The following is a 15,977-nucleotide window of genomic DNA, read 5'->3' on the forward strand; positions in this document are numbered from 1 at the left end:
ATGAGCTGGCCCCGAACGGTAAAAATCGTCGAAGTGGGCGCGCGCGATGGCCTGCAGAACGAAAGCGCCGAGGTTCCAACCGCCATCAAGATCGAGCTGATCGAGCGGCTGGCCGCAGCCGGATTGACTGCGGTGGAAGCGGGCGCTTTCGTCTCGCCCAAAAAAGTGCCGCAAATGGCTGACTCGAAGGAGGTATTTCAGGGCCTCAAACGACGATCCGGCACCGCCTATCCGGTGCTCGTTCCCAATATGAAAGGTTTCGAGGCCGCCATTGAAGCCGGCGTGACGGAAATCGCCGTTTTTGTGTCCGCCTCCGAAGGCTTTAGCCAGCACAATATAGGCTGCTCGCGCGCCGAAAGCCTCGAGCGCCTGCGCCATGTTGCGGAGGCGGCGGGCGGGCGAAACATCCTCATACGCGGTTACGTTTCCTGCATTGCCGGCTGCCCCTATGACGGCGCGGTCGCGCCCGATGAGGTGGCGGCGATGGCCGAGGCGCTTATCGCGCTTGGCTGTTACGAAATCTCGCTCGGCGATACGATCGGCATCGGCACGGCCGCGCATATTCGCAAAATCATCGAACGGGTGTCGGCCAACATTCCGCGCAAAAAAATCGCCATGCATTTTCACGATACCTATGGCCAGGGCGTCGCCAATGTGTTGGCCTCGCTGGATGAAGGTATCTCCGTCTTCGACAGTTCCGTCGCCGGGCTGGGCGGCTGCCCCTTCGCGCCGGGTGCCAGCGGCAACGTCGCCACCGAAGACGTCGTCTATCTGTTGCAGGGGCTTGGCATTAAAACCGGTATCGACCTGATGGCAGTGGCTAAAACCGGCGACTGGATCAGCCGGCATCTCGGCAGACCGAATGCAGCCCGCGCCGGCAAGGCGCTGCTTGCGGCAAGACAGGAAGGGTGACGCGCATGGCGGATGAACTGCTGAGCGAAAGGCGCAAGGACGTTCTCTGGCTGACACTCAACCGGCAGGAGGTGCACAACGCGTTGAATGCCGCAATGACGGACGCCCTGGCGAAGGCCATCCGCGCGGCATCGAGTGATGGTGGCCTGCGCGCCGTGGTGATAACGGCCGCCGGAGACCGCAGCTTTTGCTCCGGGGCAGACCTCAAGGAAAGCGCCGGCGGCATGTTCCTCTCGCCGGATGGAACGAACCCCATTGCCGATGTGATGCGCGCCATCGAGGCCTGCGACAAGATCGTCATGGCCCGCATCAATGGCCGGGTTCTGGCCGGCGGGCTTGGCCTCGTTGCCGCCTGTGATCTTGCCTATGCCGCCGCTCATGCCGAATTCGGTTTGCCGGAAGTGCGCGTCGGGCTTTTCCCGGCCATGGTGGCGGCAAAGCTGCTGGCGAAGGTGCCACTGGGCCAGCTTCAGGAAATGGCCTATCTCGGCGTCGCGATCAGCGCTGCTGACGCGGAGCGTCTTGGCCTCGTCACTCGGGCCGTCCCTTCGGCCGAACTCGACGGCGTGGTTGAGGATGTTCTCGCCCGGCTGCGGCAGAATGCGCCGGGCGCGATCGCGGCCGGAAAGGCGGCATTGCTGAAGATGCGCGATATGTCGTCCGCCGAGCGGCTTGCCTTTGCCGAAAGCGTCATTGCCACGATCAGCGGCAGCAACGAGGCGCGGGAGGGGCGATTGGCCTTTGCCGAAAAAAGGAAGCCGCACTGGGTGGAGTGATCGCCGCCGCGCTGCCCGAGGACCGATTTTTTCGAAAGTCGTCCTGGGGTCAATCGATATAATCCCGATGCGTGCGTTGACCCCGTTGGGCAAATCGCGTTCTATCCAGCACCTTTCGCCGGACCGCGATTGGAGGAGCCGGAGGAGACCCATGCAGCTTGTAAAAACCGTCGCCGAATTGCGGGATGCCACCGCTGCCTTTCGCCGTGCGGGCAAAACCATCGGCTTCGTGCCGACCATGGGCTTTCTCCATATCGGTCATCTGACGCTCGTTGCCCAAGCCAAAGCGGAAAACGGCGTGACAGTGGTTTCGATCTTCGTCAACCCGCTGCAATTCGGCGCGAATGAGGATCTGGCCCGTTACCCGCGCGATCTCGCCCGCGACAGCGCATTGCTGGAAGAGGCTGATGTCGACATTCTTTTCGCGCCAGACGTTTCCGAGATGTATCCGCGCCCGATGCAGACCGTCGTGGATGTGCCCGAACTGGGTAGCCAACTGGAAGGCGCGGTGCGGCCGGGGCATTTCGCCGGCGTCACGACCGTCGTGACCAAGCTTTTTAACCTCGTCCAGCCGGATGCCGCCTATTTCGGTGAGAAAGACTATCAGCAGGTGACACTGATCCGCCGCATGGTTGAGGACCTCGCCCAGCCGGTCAGGGTCGTGCCCGTCACCACCGTGCGCGAGGCCGACGGGCTCGCCTGCTCCTCGCGTAACGTTTATCTAAACCCCGCAGAACGCGCCGCCGCCGTGATCGTGCCGCGCGCGCTGGACGAAGCGGAACGGCTTTATGCTGAAGGCTTCGACGACCCAGCCGCATTCGAGGCAGCCATAGAAAAATTCATCGCCGCCGAGCCGCTGGCCTCACCGGAAGTCGTCGCCGTGCGCGATCCCGATACGCTCGCCCCCATTGCTTCATTGCAGGCGGGACCGGTGCTGGTGGCGCTGTTCGTCAGGGTCGGAAGTACACGGCTCCTCGACAACCGCGTCATCGGGCGCGTCAAGATCGATCAACGGGAGGCTGCCCAATGAGCGCCCATGGAAAACACAAGCGGCTGACAACAGCCTCCATCCGGCAGATGAAAGGCGAGGCGCGCATCGTCTGCCTGACCGCCTATACGACGCCGATTGCCCGCCTGCTCGATCCGCATTGCGATCTGCTGCTGGTCGGCGATTCCCTCGGCATGGTGCTTTACGGCATGGACACGACGGTCGGCGTCACGCTGGACATGATGATCGCCCACGGCCGCGCCGTCATGCGTGGCGTCGAACATGCCTGCGTCATCGTCGATCTTCCCTTCGGAACCTATCAGGAATCCAAGGAACGGGCGTTCCGCAACGCCGTGCGGCTGATGCAGGAAACCGGCTGCGACGGCGTTAAGCTGGAGGGCGGCGAGGAGATGGCGGAGACCATCGCCTTTCTGGTGGCGCGCGGCATTCCCGTCTTCGGCCATGTCGGGCTGATGCCACAGCTGGTGCACACCGCCGGCGGCTTCCGCTCGCTCGGACATTCGGACGCGGAAACGCAGAAAATCTGGCGTGACGCGATTGCAGTCGATCAGGCCGGCGCCTTCGCCATCGTCGTGGAAGGCACCGTCGAGCCGCTGGCCCGGGAACTGACCGAAAAACTCGCCGCGCCGACGGTCGGCATCGGCGCATCTCCGGCCTGCGACGGGCAGGTGCTCGTTTCCGACGACATGCTCGGCCTTTTCACTGACTTCAAACCGAAATTCGTCAAGCGTTTCGCCGATTTAGGTTCGACCGTTTCGGAAGCGGCGGCAAGTTATGCAGATGAGGTGCGCTCCGGGGCGTTTCCGGGGCCGGAGCATACGTTTCAGGTTCGCAGGCAATCGCCTTCGCGCGATTGAAGGATCCGGACTGACTTGCTGGACAACGCCCTGACTAAAACTCGGTGTCATCCTCGGGTCAAGCCCGAGGATGACGGAGGAGAGGTTGAGGCGACGCTGTCAGCTCTCAGCGGTATATTCGGCCTGATCGCAGGCTTTGCATCCAGCAAAGCGAACGACTACACAATCCCGCCACTACCGCCAACCGAAGCCGGGCGCTCCGCCGCAACCTGCTTGCGATAACCACTCGCCCGATAGGTCGCCACCGGATCGATAGCGCCGCCCGCCAGCTGCCGGGCCTTGGCGAGGATCGGCTCCACATCGGTACGGTAAGCCCTTTTCAGCATATCTGATGCCATCAGCGCATCATTATCCTGCTGATAGCCATCGAGAGCCGCGCGATCCACCAGCAGCGCCTGCGCGTAAGCGCGGCGGATTTCGTTGGCGCTGGAAATCAGGCTTTCTGTCGGGTCCGTCACATTGTGCGACTGGTCGATCATATGGGCGGGATGGAAACCCTTCACGCCGCGATATTCGGCATCCACCAGTTCGTTGAAAACGAGGAACAGGCGATATGGCTCGATTGAGCCGGCATCCAGATCGTCATCGCCGTATTTGCTATCGTTGAAGTGGAAACCACCGAGCTTGCCGAACTGGATGAGCCGGGCGACGATCATCTCGATATTGGTGTTCGGCGCATGGTGGCCGAGATCAACGAGGCAGAAGGCCTTTTCACCGAGCGTATTGGCGATCAGGTAATTGGTGCCCCAGTCCTGCACGACAGTGGAATAGAAAGCCGGCTCATACATCTTGTGTTCGGAAAAGATACGCCAGTCATCCGGCAGCGCCTTGTAGATATCGGCCATGGCCGCAAGATAACGCTCGAAACTTCTGGTGAAGTTGCTCTGGCCCGGGAAATTGGAGCCATCGCCCACCCAAACCGTCAGCGCCTTCGAGCCGATGGCGTTACCGATCTCGATACATTCGATGTTGTGCTCGACGGCCTGCCGGCGCGTCGCGGCATCCGTGTGGCTGAGCGAACCATATTTGTAGGAATGGCTCTGACCCGGCGCGTCCGAAAACGTGTTGGAATTCATGGCATCGAAGCCGAGACCCAGCGCAGCGGCATGGGCCTTCAAACGCTTCGGGTCCTGTTTGTCCCACGGAATGTGAAGGGAGACGTTCGGCGTCGCCCGTGTCAACTGGTTGATGACAGCGCAATCATCCAGCTTGTCGAAAATACCGCGCGGCTCGCCCGCGCCGGGAAAACGGGCAAAGCGGGTGCCGCCGGTGCCAACGCCCCAGGACGGCACGGCGACGAAAAACTCCGCGACCTTGGCCGTGACTGCGTCGATATCGATATTGCGACGGGCCAGCTGGTTGCCAAGCGCCTGATAATCGTCCTTCAGCGCGCCAGCGCGTTTTTCGTTTTCGGCCGCGATGATGTCGGCGGCGATTTTCGTCTCGGTCATCTCTTCCTCCCGGGAATCGGTCCAGTGCATGCTAGTTCATCGCGCTCACCTCCGTCATTCCGGCCTTGAGCCGGAATCCAGCCGACGCACGTCTGTGCGGCGGAGAGAGTCTTTTCAGCCCAAGGACTTGGGCTGGCTGGATTCCGGCTCAGGGCCGGAATGACGGAAGTGAGAACGTGCCGAACGTCCTACCGCGTAAAGCTCTGCGCGTTGCCGGCATCGACATTGATGATGTTGCCGGTCGACTTGGCGGAAGCATCGGACGCCAGGAAGTAGATCGCTTCGGCGATGTCTTCCGGGAACACATTGAGCTTCAGCATCGAGCGCTTGCGGTAATGCTCCTCCAGATCGGTCACCTCGATCTTGGACGAGGCCGCGCGCTGCTCGCGCCACTCTCCGTTCCAGATTTTCGAGCCACGCAGCACGGCATCGGGATTGACGGTGTTGACGCGAATACCCGCTTCCGCCCCTTCCAGCGCGAGGCAACGGGCCAGATGAATTTCCGCAGCCTTCGCCGTGCAATAAGCGGAAGCATTGGGCGAGGATGCAAGGCCGTTCTTGGACGCAACGAAAACGACGTTGCCTCCGAGGTTCTGACGCCGCAGCAGCCGGAATGCTTCCCGCGAAACGAGGAAATAGCCCGTGGCGAGAATGTCGATATTCTTGTTCCACATGGCAAGTGTCGTGTCTTCCACCGGAGCGGAAGAGGCAATGCCGGCATTGGAGACGAGAATATCCACGCCGCCGAATTCCACGCTCGCTTCCGCGAAGGCGGAAATCACGGCATCTTCCTTCGTCACGTCAAGCTTGACGGTACGCACCGCGTCAGTGCTGTAACGCTTGGCGAAATCGCCCTTGGCCGCATCCAGCGCCGCTTCGTCAATATCGGCGAGCACCACGCAGGCACCCTCGTCCGCCAGGCGTTCGGCGGTTGCACGGCCGATGCCGCCGGCGCCACCGGTGACAAAAGCCACGCGACCGGCAAGGCTCTTCGGCTTCGGCATGCGCTGCAGCTTTGCCTCTTCCAACAGCCAATATTCGATATCAAAGGCTTCCTGCTCGGGAAGGCCCTGATAGTCGGACACGGTGGAAGCACCGCGCATGACGTTGATGGCGTTGACGTAGAATTCGCCGGCGATACGGGCCGTCGCCTTGTCCTTGGCGAACGACAGCATGCCGACACCGGGGATCAGGAAAATCACCGGGTTCGGGTCGCGCATATCAGGTGAATTGTCGTGGCGGCAGGCTTCGTAGTAGCGCGTATAATCGGCGCGGTAAGCCTCCAGCGCCTCGTCGAGACCCGCCATCAACGCGTCCACATCAGGATGTGCGGTATCGAGATCGAGGATCACCGGGCGGATTTTCGTGCGCAGAAAGTGATCGGGGCAGGATGTGCCGAGCGCACCCAGCGGCTTCAGATTTTTCGAATTGACGAATTCGAGAACCGCATCCTGGTCGTCGAAATGGCCGAGCTTGCGTTCCTCACGGCCGATGCGGCCACGAATTTCCGGCATCAGCCGGGTGGCGATGGCGCGGCGTTCGGCAACCGGCAGGCTTTTTGCCGTAGCACCGCCGAAAATCGTCTTTCCTTCGGTTTGCGCAGCGAACCATTCAATCGCCTTGTTGATGATGGCGAGCGTCAGTTCGTAACACGCCTTGGCGTCATTATCCCAGGTGAACAGGCCATGGCTTTCCAGCACGACGCCCTTGGCCTTGGGATTGGCTTTTACGAAAGCCTCCAGGTCGAGGCCGAGCTGAAAGCCCGGACGGCGCCAGGGAAGCCAGCCAATGTCATCGCCGAAGATCTGCTGCGTCAGCTCTTTCGAGTTTTTGGAGGCGGCAATCGCGATGATCGCATCGGGATGCATGTGGTCGACATGATCATAAGGTACGAAACCGTGCAGCGGCGTATCGATGGAGGCCGCGCGCGGATTGAGGTTGAAGGTGCAATGCGGCAGGAAGCCGACCATACGATCCTCGTCCTCCACACCCTTGTAAATGCCCTTCAGCGCTTCCAGCTTGTCGAGATAAAGCGTCGCAAAACCGTCGAGCTTGATGGTGCCGACATCGCCGCCGGAACCCTTCACCCACATGACACGGACCTTCTCGCCCGTCAGCGGATCGGTTTCGAGCACCTTTGCGGATGTGTTGCCACCGCCATAATTGGTGATGCGCTTGTCCGCGCCGAGCAGATTGGAGCGATAAAGCAGCTTGCCCGGCTCATCGAGCGTCTTGGCGTAAGCATCGTCCCAACGGCTTTCGAGAAGGCGGGATTTTCCCGTCATGTCTTCCTCCCAATATCTGTCTGCATTCGCGGAGCCGATACCGGCCCGCCTCCTTTGACGGCAGATATCGCGCATCCAAAAGCACAATGTCAATCAAAAACGATCATAAATTTTCATGTTGCAGCGCGATATTGATTAATTTGATCGTTCTTGATTGACAACGTAAAGAGATTGCGAATAATCACGATCAGGAGGACCCCATGCACGAACGCGAACGCCATCGCATCATCTTGAGCGCCACACAGGAAAAAGCTGTCGTGACGGTGCAGGATATTGCCGAACTGACGGATGCGTCGGAAGCGACGATCCGCAGGGATATCGCGTCGCTGCACGTTCAGGGCAAGTTGCGCCGCGTGCGTGGTGGAGCCGAAGCGGTACATCCGCCGCAGCTCGGCAATCTCGCGGCAAGGCCATTCCGTGTATCCGAATCGGTCAACATCGACAAAAAACGCGCAATTGCGCGCAAGGCGGTTGATCTCTGCAATGATGGCGATGCGATCATCCTGAATGGCGGCACGACGACATTCCAGATGGTGCACTACATGGCGGCGCGCCGTCTGCAGGTGATGACCAATTCCTTCGCGATTGCGGAACATCTGGTCAAGCATTCCAAATGCAATGTCAGTGTGCCGGGCGGCGCGATCTATCGCGACCAGAGCCTCATCCTGTCGCCTTTCGAGAATGATGCGATCCGCAATTTTTATGCACGACGCATTTTTCTCGGTGCGCAGGGCGTGGGTGCGCTCGGCATCATGGAGTCAGACGCACTGGTCATCCAGAGCGAGCAGAAGCTGATGCGGCAGGCGGAAGAACTGATCGTGATGGTCGATTCTTCGAAATTCAGAAAACGATCCAGCCTCATTTTATGCCCGCTCGAAAACGTCTCGACCATCATTACCGATGACGGGATTTCCGATGAGGCGGCGAGGATGGTGGAAGATGCCGGCGTCGAATTGCTGATCGCCGGCGCGGTGAAGGATGGCAAGACAGCCACCCCATCGGATGAAGAGGATTCTTCTTCGGTCGCCTGAGGAGCACCGGAGGGAGGAAAAAGGTTCAAAACGGGAGGAAAAGGGACATGAAACTTACACGCAGAACATTGACGAGCGCTCTGGCGCTCAGCGCGGCGCTCTCCGTCGCTGGACTGGGCGGCGTTGCCCAGGCAGCCGATGTGAAGATCGCACTGGTGGTCAAATCGCTCGGCAACGGCTTTTTCGAAGCCGCCAACAAGGGCGCGCAGGAGGCCGCAAAGGACCTCGGCGGCGTCGAGATCATCTATACCGGCCCGACCAGCACCACGGCGGAAGGCCAGATCGAAGTCATCAATTCGCTGATCGCGCAGGGCGTCGATGCCATCGCCATTTCCGCCAATGACCCCGACGCCGTGGTTCCGGCGTTGAAAAAGGCGGCGCAGCGCGGCATCAAGGTCATTTCCTGGGATTCCGGCGTAGCGCCTGAGGGCCGCATTCTCCAGCTCAACCCCTCGTCCAACGCACTGATCGGCAAGATGTGCCTGCAGCTTGCCGCATCGCATCTGGAAGGCGGCAAGGGCGATTTCGCCATTCTTTCGGCCACCACCACCTCCACGAACCAGAATATCTGGATCGACGAGATGAAAAAGCAGCTGAAGGATTTCCCCGGCCTCAACCTCGTCACCACCGTTTACGGTGACGACCTTGCCGACAAGAGCTACCGCGAAGCGCAGGGCCTGCTTTCCTCGCAGCCGAATGTGAAGGTCATCGTCGCACCGACGACGGTTGGCGTTCTCGCCGCCTCGCAGGCCGTGAAGGATGCGGGCAAGATCGGCCAGGTGTTTGTGACCGGCCTTGGCCTGCCGTCCGAGATGGCCGGCGCCATCAAATCGGGCGCAACCAAGGAATTCGCCATCTGGAACCCGATCGACCTCGGCTATTCCGCCACCCAGATCGCCTATCGCCTTGTGAAGGGCGAGGCAGACGGCAAGCCGGGCTCGGAAATCGAAGCGGGACGGATGGGCAAGATCAAGGTTGGTGAAAACAGCGAAGCGGCAATGGCCGATCCCTTCGTTTATGACGCGAAGAATATCGATCAGTTCTCGAAGATTTTTTGACCTGAGTAGCCGCTGACGGCGGGTGGAGGGTTACCCCCCTCTCCCTCAAGGGGGGAGATCGGCCGGAAGAGAACGCTCGCTCATCCTCAACGTTGGAGATGGCCGAGAGGTCGCCACATATCGATCTCCCCCCTTGAGGGGGAGATGCCCGGCAGGGCAGAGGGGGGTGCCCCTCACCGCTTCAATCAAAACTGACCGGTAAGACGGATGATGCGTATCGAAACGAAAATTTTAGATGTCGTCGAGGCTTCAAATTCAACGCCCATTCTGGAAATGCGCGGCATCAGCCAGATATTCCCCGGCGTCAAAGCCCTGGATGGCGTCGATATCGCGCTTTATCCCGGCAAAGTCACCGCGCTGATCGGCGAGAACGGTGCGGGAAAATCCACGCTCGTCAAAATCCTCACCGGCATCTATCGCCCCAACGAGGGCGAAATCCTTCTCGATGGCCAGCCTGTCCATTTTCACAGCGCGCAAGACGCCATCGATGCCGGCGTGACCGCCATTCATCAGGAAACCGTTCTTTTTGATGAGCTTTCCGTCGGTGAGAACATCTTTCTCGGCCATGCGCCAAAGGGTCGTTTCGGCCTCATTGACTGGAAGACCATCAATGCCCGCGCAAAGGTTCTGCTGGAACAGCTCGAAAGCACCATCGATCCGACGATCCGGCTGAAGGACTTGTCCATTGCCCAGCGCCATCTCGTCGCCATCGCCCGCGCGCTGTCGGTCGAGGCGCGCATCGTCATCATGGACGAACCGACGGCTGCTCTTTCCCGCAAGGAAATCGACGATCTCTTCCGCATCGTCGAAAATCTGAAGCGGCAGGGCAAGGCGATCCTCTTCATCAGCCACAAGTTCGACGAAGTCTATGAGATCGCCGAAAATTACGCCGTGTTCCGGGACGGCAAGATGGTCGGCGCGGGCAATCTCGCCGCCACGCCGCAGGACGAAATCGTACGCCTGATGGTCGGCCGCGATGTCACGAACGCCTTTCCGAAACAGGCCGTCACCCTCGGCCCGACGGTTCTGTCGGTCCGCGACTATTCGCACCAGACCGAATTCCGCGATATTTCGCTCGATCTGCGCAAGGGCGAAATTCTCGGCCTTTACGGGTTGATCGGCGCCGGGCGTTCGGAACTGTGCCAGTCGCTTTTCGGCATTACTCGCCCGGCCTCCGGACAGATTACCCTCAATGGCGAACCGCTCGTCATCCGTTCGCCGGAGGATGCGATCCGCGCCGGTATCGTTTATGTGCCGGAAGAGCGCGGCCGCCACGGTCTCGCGCTCGAAATGCCGATTTACCAGAACATGTCGTTGCCCTCCCTCACGCGAACCTCGCGCAAGGGATTTCTGGCCGCGGCCAATGAATTCGCGCTGGCGCGCAAATATGCCTCGCGGCTCGATCTGCGCGCCGCCGCCCTCTCGGTGCCCGTCGGCACGCTTTCGGGCGGCAACCAGCAGAAGGTGGTGATCGGCAAATGGCTCGCCACCCAGCCCAAGGTCATCATTCTCGATGAACCCACCAAGGGCATCGACATCGGCTCCAAAGCCGCCGTGCATGGCTTCATCAGCGAGCTTGCCGCCGAGGGACTCTCCATCATCATGATTTCATCCGAACTTCCCGAAATCCTCGGCATGTCCGATCGCGCCATCGTGATGCGCGAAGGCCTGATGGCGGGCCAGTTCGAACGCGCCGATTTTTCTCCGGAAAAGCTGGTGCGCGCCGCCACCGGCAATGCCTGAGAGGGGCAAAACCATGCAACGTCTACTCAAAAATCGCGAATGGCTGCTGGCGGGTATCATCCTCATCATGATCGCCGGTTTTGCGCTGCGCGCGCCCGGTTTCGGCCGGCCGGCCAATCTCGTCAATATCTTCAACGATACTTCCATCCTTATCATTCTGGCGCTGGGCCAGATGGCGGTCATTCTCACCAAATCCATCGATCTCTCCGTTGCCGCCAATCTCGCCTTTACCGGCATGGCGGTGGCGATGACCAATGCCGCCTTTCCGGGCATTCCGTTGCCGCTTCTCATCGTCATGGCGGTCGGCATCGGCGCTTTTCTCGGTTCGCTTAACGGCGTGCTCGTCTGGTGGCTCGGCATTCCGCCCATCGTCGTCACGCTCGGCACGCTTACCATCTATCGCGGCATGGCATTCGTGCTTTCGGGCGGCGGCTGGGTGAATGCGCACCAGCTTTCGCCGACCTTCCTCAATGTGCCGCGCACCATGATCCTCGGCATGCCTGTCCTTTCCTGGGTGGCGATCCTCATCATCGCTGGCGCCTGGCTGGTGCTCAGCCGCACCTCCTTTGGCCGCTCGGCCTATGCGTCGGGCGGTAATCCGAGCGCGGCCGTCTATGCGGGCATCGATGTGGGCCGCACGCGCTTCTTCGCCTTCGTGCTGTCAGGCGCACTTGCCGGCCTCGCCAGCTATCTCTGGGTATCGCGTTATGCGGTTGCCTATGTCGACATCGCCGCCGGTTTCGAGCTGGACAGCGTGGCGGCGAATGTGATCGGCGGCATCTCGATTGCCGGCGGCATCGGCTCGGTGGCAGGTGCAGTGCTCGGCGCGCTGTTCCTCGGCGTCATCAAGAACGCCCTACCCGTCATCGGCATCTCGCCCTTCGCGCAGATGGCGATTTCCGGCGTAGTGATCGTGCTCGCCGTCGTCTTCAACGCCCGCGCCGAAGCCAGAAAAGGCCGCATCATCCTGCGTGACCGAGCCGCAGCCGATCAGGCCGAGGAGGCCGCAGCATGAGCACGCCATCTCAACCGACGCAGAACGCGCGCATCATTCCAGACAAGCTCGGCACGCCGCTACGCCGCATCATGGCCAGTTGGGAAGTGCTGCTGCTTAGCGTTGCGATCCTCATCTTTATCGCGAATTCGCTGGCCTCGCCCTATTTCCTCAATGCCTGGAACCTGTCGGACGCGACCTTCAATTTCACCGAAAAGGCGATTATCGCCTTTGCGATGGCGCTGCTGATCATCGCCGGCGAAATCGATCTTTCCGTCGCCGCCATCATTGCGCTCGCCTCCACCGCCATGGGCGCTGCGGTGCAGATGGGCATCGGCACGCCGGGCCTCGTCGCCATCGGCATCGGCACCGGGCTTTTATGCGGGGCATTTAACGGTTTTCTGGTCGCAGGGCTGAAACTGCCGTCCATTGTCGTCACCATCGGCACGATGAGCCTGTTTCGCGGCATTTCCTACATGGTGCTAGGCGATCAGGCCTATGGCAAATACCCGGCCGATTTCGCCTATTTCGGTCAGGGTTACGTCATCTCCGTCATTTCCTTCGAATTCGTGCTGTTCATCGTCATGGCAATCCTCTTCGCCATCCTGCTGCACGCCACCAATTTCGGCCGGCAGGTCTATGTGATCGGCAACAACCCGTTCGCCGCCCGTTTCTCCGGCATTCCCGTTGAACGCGTGAAGTTCATCCTGTTCCTGCTCACCGGCCTGATGAGCGGTATCGCCGCCGTCTGCCTCACCTCGCGCCTCGGCTCCACGCGCCCGTCGATCGCTCAAGGGTGGGAGCTTGAGGTGGTGACCATGGTGGTGCTGGGCGGCGTTTCCATTCTCGGCGGTTCCGGCACCATCGCAGGTGTGGTCATCGCGGCCTTCGTCATGGGCCTCGTCACCTTTGGGCTTGGGTTGCTCAATGTGCCTGGTATCGTCATGTCGATCTTCGTCGGCCTGCTGCTGATCATCACCATCGCCATCCCCATCGTTGTGCGCCGCCTTCGGGCCATGAGAGGCTGAGCCATGCCGGAATTCGAAAAACACGCCTTCAGGATGAAACTCTTTGCCGGAAAAGAGGCCGAATATAAAAAACGCCATGACGAGATATGGCCGGAACTGGTGGCGCTGCTGCATGAGGCGGGCGTCAGCGATTATTCCATCCATCTCGACCCGGAAACCAGCATCCTTTTCGGCGTGCTGACGCGGCCGAAGAACCACGGCATGGCGGCACTGCCCGACCATCCCGTGATGAAGAAGTGGTGGGCGCATATGGCTGACATCATGGAGAGTAATCCGGACAATTCGCCCATTGCGAAAGATCTGGTGACGGTGTTCCATCTGCCATGACCGACAGCATCAAACCGGGCCGTGTCGCGGTCATCGATATCGGCAAGACCAATGCCAAGGTCGTCGTCATCGACACCGGCAGCGGAGAGGAGATTGCTGCCGAGAAACAGGCGAACCCTGTCCTTCGCGATGGAATTTATCCGCATTACGATGTGGAAATGCTCTGGCGCTTCATTCTCTCCGCCCTTCAGCGGTTCGGCCAGCAGCACGGTTTCGATGCGATTTCCATCACCACCCATGGCGCTTCGGCAGCGCTTCTCGATGGGAACGGCGATCTCGCCATGCCCGTGCTAGATTATGAACACAGCTACCCCGCAGCCATTCAGGAAGCCTATCGTGACATCAGGCCCGATTTTGCCGAGACCGGCTCACCGCAGCTTCCCGCCGGGCTGAACCTTGGCGCGCAAATCCATTTCCAGAAAGAGGCCTTTCCGGACGATTTCTCCAGAGTGCAAAGTATTGTCACCTATGCGCAATATTGGGCGGGGCGGCTGACCGGCGTTCAGGCCACGGAAACGACTTCGCTCGGCTGCCATACGGATCTCTGGAACCCGCGGCGGAAGAGTTTCTCCTCGCTCGTCGCGCGTCTCGGCATCGAGCAGCTGATGGCGCCGGTTCGCTCCGCTTTTGATGTGCTGGGAACAATCCGCCCATCGCTGGCAATGGAAACCGGCCTTTCGCCGCATATGCCGGTCTATTGTGGCATCCACGATTCCAACGCGTCGCTCCTGCCGCATCTTCTGCGCCGGGACGGTGATTTTTCGGTCGTCTCCACCGGCACCTGGGTGGTGAATTTCGCCATTGGCGGCGCGGCGGGTGCGCTCGATCCCACCCGTGACACACTCCTGAATGTCGATGCTTTCGGCCGTCCCGTTCCCTCCTCCCGCTTCATGGGCGGCAGGGAATATGAAATGCTCGCGCAACAATTCGGGGCAGCGGAAGACGAAGCGATAGACGCGGCGCTCAGCGGCGTGGTTGCCAGAGGCATGATGCTGCTGCCGAGCGTCGTCAGCGGCTCCGGTCCATTTCCCGACAAGGCGGCGCGCTGGATCGGCGATAAAAATGCCACGGCTGCGGAACGGCACGCGGCGACGTCGCTTTATCTTGCACTGATGACGGAATTCAGCCTTTCGCTCATCGGGCGGAAAGGTCCAATTCTTGTGGAAGGCCCCTTCGCCAGCAACGCCCTTTATCTGAAGGCGCTGGCCGGTTTTGCAGAGACGGAAGTAACGGCAGTCGAAGGGTCTACCGGCACCAGCGCAGGCGCGGCCCTGCTCACCGGCATCAAACCGCTTTCTGGTCGCGAGCGCCATTTCACGCTGCACGATATTCCCGGCCTCACTTCTTACCGCGATGCCTGGCGAGGCCGTCTGGCCTGATGCGAAACAAAAAATGCGGCCGAATGATCGGCCGCATTATGATTTTGCAGAAGGATCAGCCCTCGATGAAGGCCAGGAGATCGGCGTTCAGCACATCGGCGTTGACGGTGAGCATGCCGTGCGAGAAACCGGGATAGGTCTTCAGCGTGCCGTTCTTCAGGAGCTTCACGGCCTTCAGTGCAGAGTCGGCAATCGGCACGATCTGGTCGTCTTCGCCATGCAGCACCAGCGTCGGAACGCTGATATTCTTCAGGTCTTCGGTCTGGTCGGTCTCCGAGAAGGCCTTGATGCCATCGTAATGGGCCTTTGCGCCGCCCATCATGCCCTGACGCCACCAGTTCTGGATAACGCCTTCATGAACGGTCGCACCATCGCGGTTGAAGCCGTAGAACGGGCCGGCTGGCACATCGCGGAAGAACTGCGCGCGGTTTGCGGCGAGCGAAGAACGGAAGCCGTCAAAAACCTCCATCGGCAGGCCTTCCGGATTGGCCTCGGTCTTCAGCATCAGCGGCGGCACGGCGGAAACGAGAACCGCCTTGGCGACACGGCCGGCGGGTTCGCCATGTTTGGCAACATAACGGGCAACTTCGCCACCGCCGGTGGAGTGGCCGATATGGACAGCATTCTTCAGATCGAGAGCTTCGACGACGGCAAAGGCGTCGGCGGCGTAGTGGTCCATATCGTGACCGTCGGCAACCTGGGCGGAACGGCCATGACCACGGCGGTCATGGGCGACGACGCGAAAACCCTTGGAAACGAAGAACAACATCTGCGCATCCCAGTCATCGGAGCTGAGCGGCCAGCCATGGTGGAACATGATCGGCTGAGCGTCCTTCGGGCCCCAGTCCTTGTAGAAGATTTCGGTTCCGTCTGTCGTCTTAACAAAGCCCATGATCGTTTCTCCTTCGGTTGCGTTGGCATCTCCGGTGCAGCCTGTTGTGCGCCGGTTTGATGGAGGGATGATGACGCAGGATAACGGTTGCGACAATTGCAACAATAATTGAGAATGAATTGCTGTTTATGAAATTATCTTTTCGAACCGCATACCCGTTCCGGCACACGCGTCGACCCGCTCCACGCCCTCATGCACGGGTAAGAACGAGATGACAGGCGGACGGTTCCTTGAA

14 protein-coding genes are annotated in these 15,977 nt (G+C 60.4%); 11 read left to right on the forward strand and 3 right to left on the reverse strand.

Features of this window, described 5'->3' with window-relative positions:
• The 4 genes from QRN60_RS16870 to panB all read left to right on the forward strand — a co-directional run bounded on the left by QRN60_RS16870 (nucleotide 1) and on the right by panB (nucleotide 3,554).
• Nucleotides 1-912 (forward strand): hydroxymethylglutaryl-CoA lyase, encoded by a 912-nt coding sequence (locus QRN60_RS16870; RefSeq protein ID WP_003506994.1) that lies wholly within the window; start codon nucleotides 1-3, stop codon nucleotides 910-912.
• A gap of 5 nt (nucleotides 913-917) precedes the next feature.
• Nucleotides 918-1,688 (forward strand): enoyl-CoA hydratase-related protein, encoded by a 771-nt coding sequence (locus tag QRN60_RS16875; protein ID WP_003506995.1) that lies wholly within the window; start codon nucleotides 918-920, stop codon nucleotides 1,686-1,688.
• A gap of 151 nt (nucleotides 1,689-1,839) precedes the next feature.
• Nucleotides 1,840-2,718: a pantoate--beta-alanine ligase gene (gene panC, locus QRN60_RS16880; protein ID WP_112295570.1), complete on the forward strand. Its 879-nt coding sequence runs from the start codon at nucleotides 1,840-1,842 to the stop codon at nucleotides 2,716-2,718.
• A complete protein-coding gene (panB, locus tag QRN60_RS16885) occupies nucleotides 2,715-3,554 on the forward strand; it encodes a 3-methyl-2-oxobutanoate hydroxymethyltransferase (protein ID WP_112295569.1) in 840 nt (279 codons plus the stop codon). Before panC ends, panB begins: the two co-directional genes overlap by 4 nt.
• A gap of 158 nt (nucleotides 3,555-3,712) precedes the next feature.
• Here the strand turns inward: panB and rhaI are convergent, their stop codons facing one another.
• Nucleotides 3,713-5,005 (reverse strand): L-rhamnose catabolism isomerase, encoded by a 1,293-nt coding sequence (rhaI, locus tag QRN60_RS16890; protein WP_284765918.1) that lies wholly within the window; start codon nucleotides 5,003-5,005, stop codon nucleotides 3,713-3,715.
• A 188-nt stretch (nucleotides 5,006-5,193) separates the two neighbouring features.
• Nucleotides 5,194-7,290 carry a bifunctional rhamnulose-1-phosphate aldolase/short-chain dehydrogenase gene (locus QRN60_RS16895; RefSeq protein WP_129566969.1) on the reverse strand — a complete coding sequence of 699 codons (2,097 nt, stop codon included), beginning with the start codon at nucleotides 7,288-7,290 and terminating at the stop codon, nucleotides 5,194-5,196.
• Nucleotides 7,291-7,490: 200 nt separating this feature from the next.
• On the opposite strand from QRN60_RS16895, the gene QRN60_RS16900 reads away from it, so the two are divergent.
• The 7 genes from QRN60_RS16900 (at nucleotide 7,491) to QRN60_RS16930 (ending at nucleotide 14,850) form a co-directional block, all read left to right on the forward strand.
• On the forward strand, nucleotides 7,491-8,321 hold the full coding sequence (locus QRN60_RS16900) for a DeoR/GlpR family DNA-binding transcription regulator (RefSeq protein ID WP_003507004.1): 831 nt from the start codon (nucleotides 7,491-7,493) through the stop codon (nucleotides 8,319-8,321).
• 47 nt (nucleotides 8,322-8,368) lie between these two features.
• Nucleotides 8,369-9,379, forward strand: a complete 1,011-nt coding sequence (rhaS, locus tag QRN60_RS16905; protein ID WP_003507005.1) for a rhamnose ABC transporter substrate-binding protein — start codon at nucleotides 8,369-8,371, stop codon at nucleotides 9,377-9,379.
• Nucleotides 9,380-9,586: 207 nt separating this feature from the next.
• A complete protein-coding gene (locus QRN60_RS16910) occupies nucleotides 9,587-11,122 on the forward strand; it encodes a sugar ABC transporter ATP-binding protein (RefSeq protein WP_003507006.1) in 1,536 nt (511 codons plus the stop codon).
• Nucleotides 11,123-11,135: 13 nt separating this feature from the next.
• Entirely contained in the window at nucleotides 11,136-12,137 is a 1,002-nt protein-coding gene (locus tag QRN60_RS16915) for an ABC transporter permease (protein WP_129566970.1), read from the forward strand.
• Nucleotides 12,134-13,144 carry an ABC transporter permease gene (locus tag QRN60_RS16920; RefSeq protein WP_112295567.1) on the forward strand — a complete coding sequence of 337 codons (1,011 nt, stop codon included), beginning with the start codon at nucleotides 12,134-12,136 and terminating at the stop codon, nucleotides 13,142-13,144. Before QRN60_RS16915 ends, QRN60_RS16920 begins: the two co-directional genes overlap by 4 nt.
• Nucleotides 13,145-13,147: 3 nt before the next feature.
• The gene (rhaM, locus tag QRN60_RS16925; RefSeq protein WP_020812004.1) at nucleotides 13,148-13,471 is read left to right on the forward strand and encodes an L-rhamnose mutarotase; all 324 of its coding nucleotides are present in this window, start codon (nucleotides 13,148-13,150) and stop codon (nucleotides 13,469-13,471) included.
• Nucleotides 13,468-14,850, forward strand: coding sequence for an FGGY-family carbohydrate kinase (locus QRN60_RS16930; protein ID WP_112295566.1), 1,383 nt, complete (start codon nucleotides 13,468-13,470; stop codon nucleotides 14,848-14,850). The genes rhaM and QRN60_RS16930 overlap by 4 nt, the downstream gene beginning before the upstream one ends.
• Nucleotides 14,851-14,905: 55 nt before the next feature.
• Here the strand turns inward: QRN60_RS16930 and QRN60_RS16935 are convergent, their stop codons facing one another.
• A complete protein-coding gene (locus QRN60_RS16935) occupies nucleotides 14,906-15,742 on the reverse strand; it encodes an alpha/beta fold hydrolase (RefSeq protein ID WP_020812002.1) in 837 nt (278 codons plus the stop codon).
• Between the last annotated feature and the right edge of the window lie 235 nt (nucleotides 15,743-15,977).

The sequence above is a fragment of the Agrobacterium sp. CFBP2214 genome (genome assembly GCF_030209895.1).
GTDB classification, from domain to species: domain Bacteria; phylum Pseudomonadota; class Alphaproteobacteria; order Rhizobiales; family Rhizobiaceae; genus Agrobacterium; species Agrobacterium radiobacter.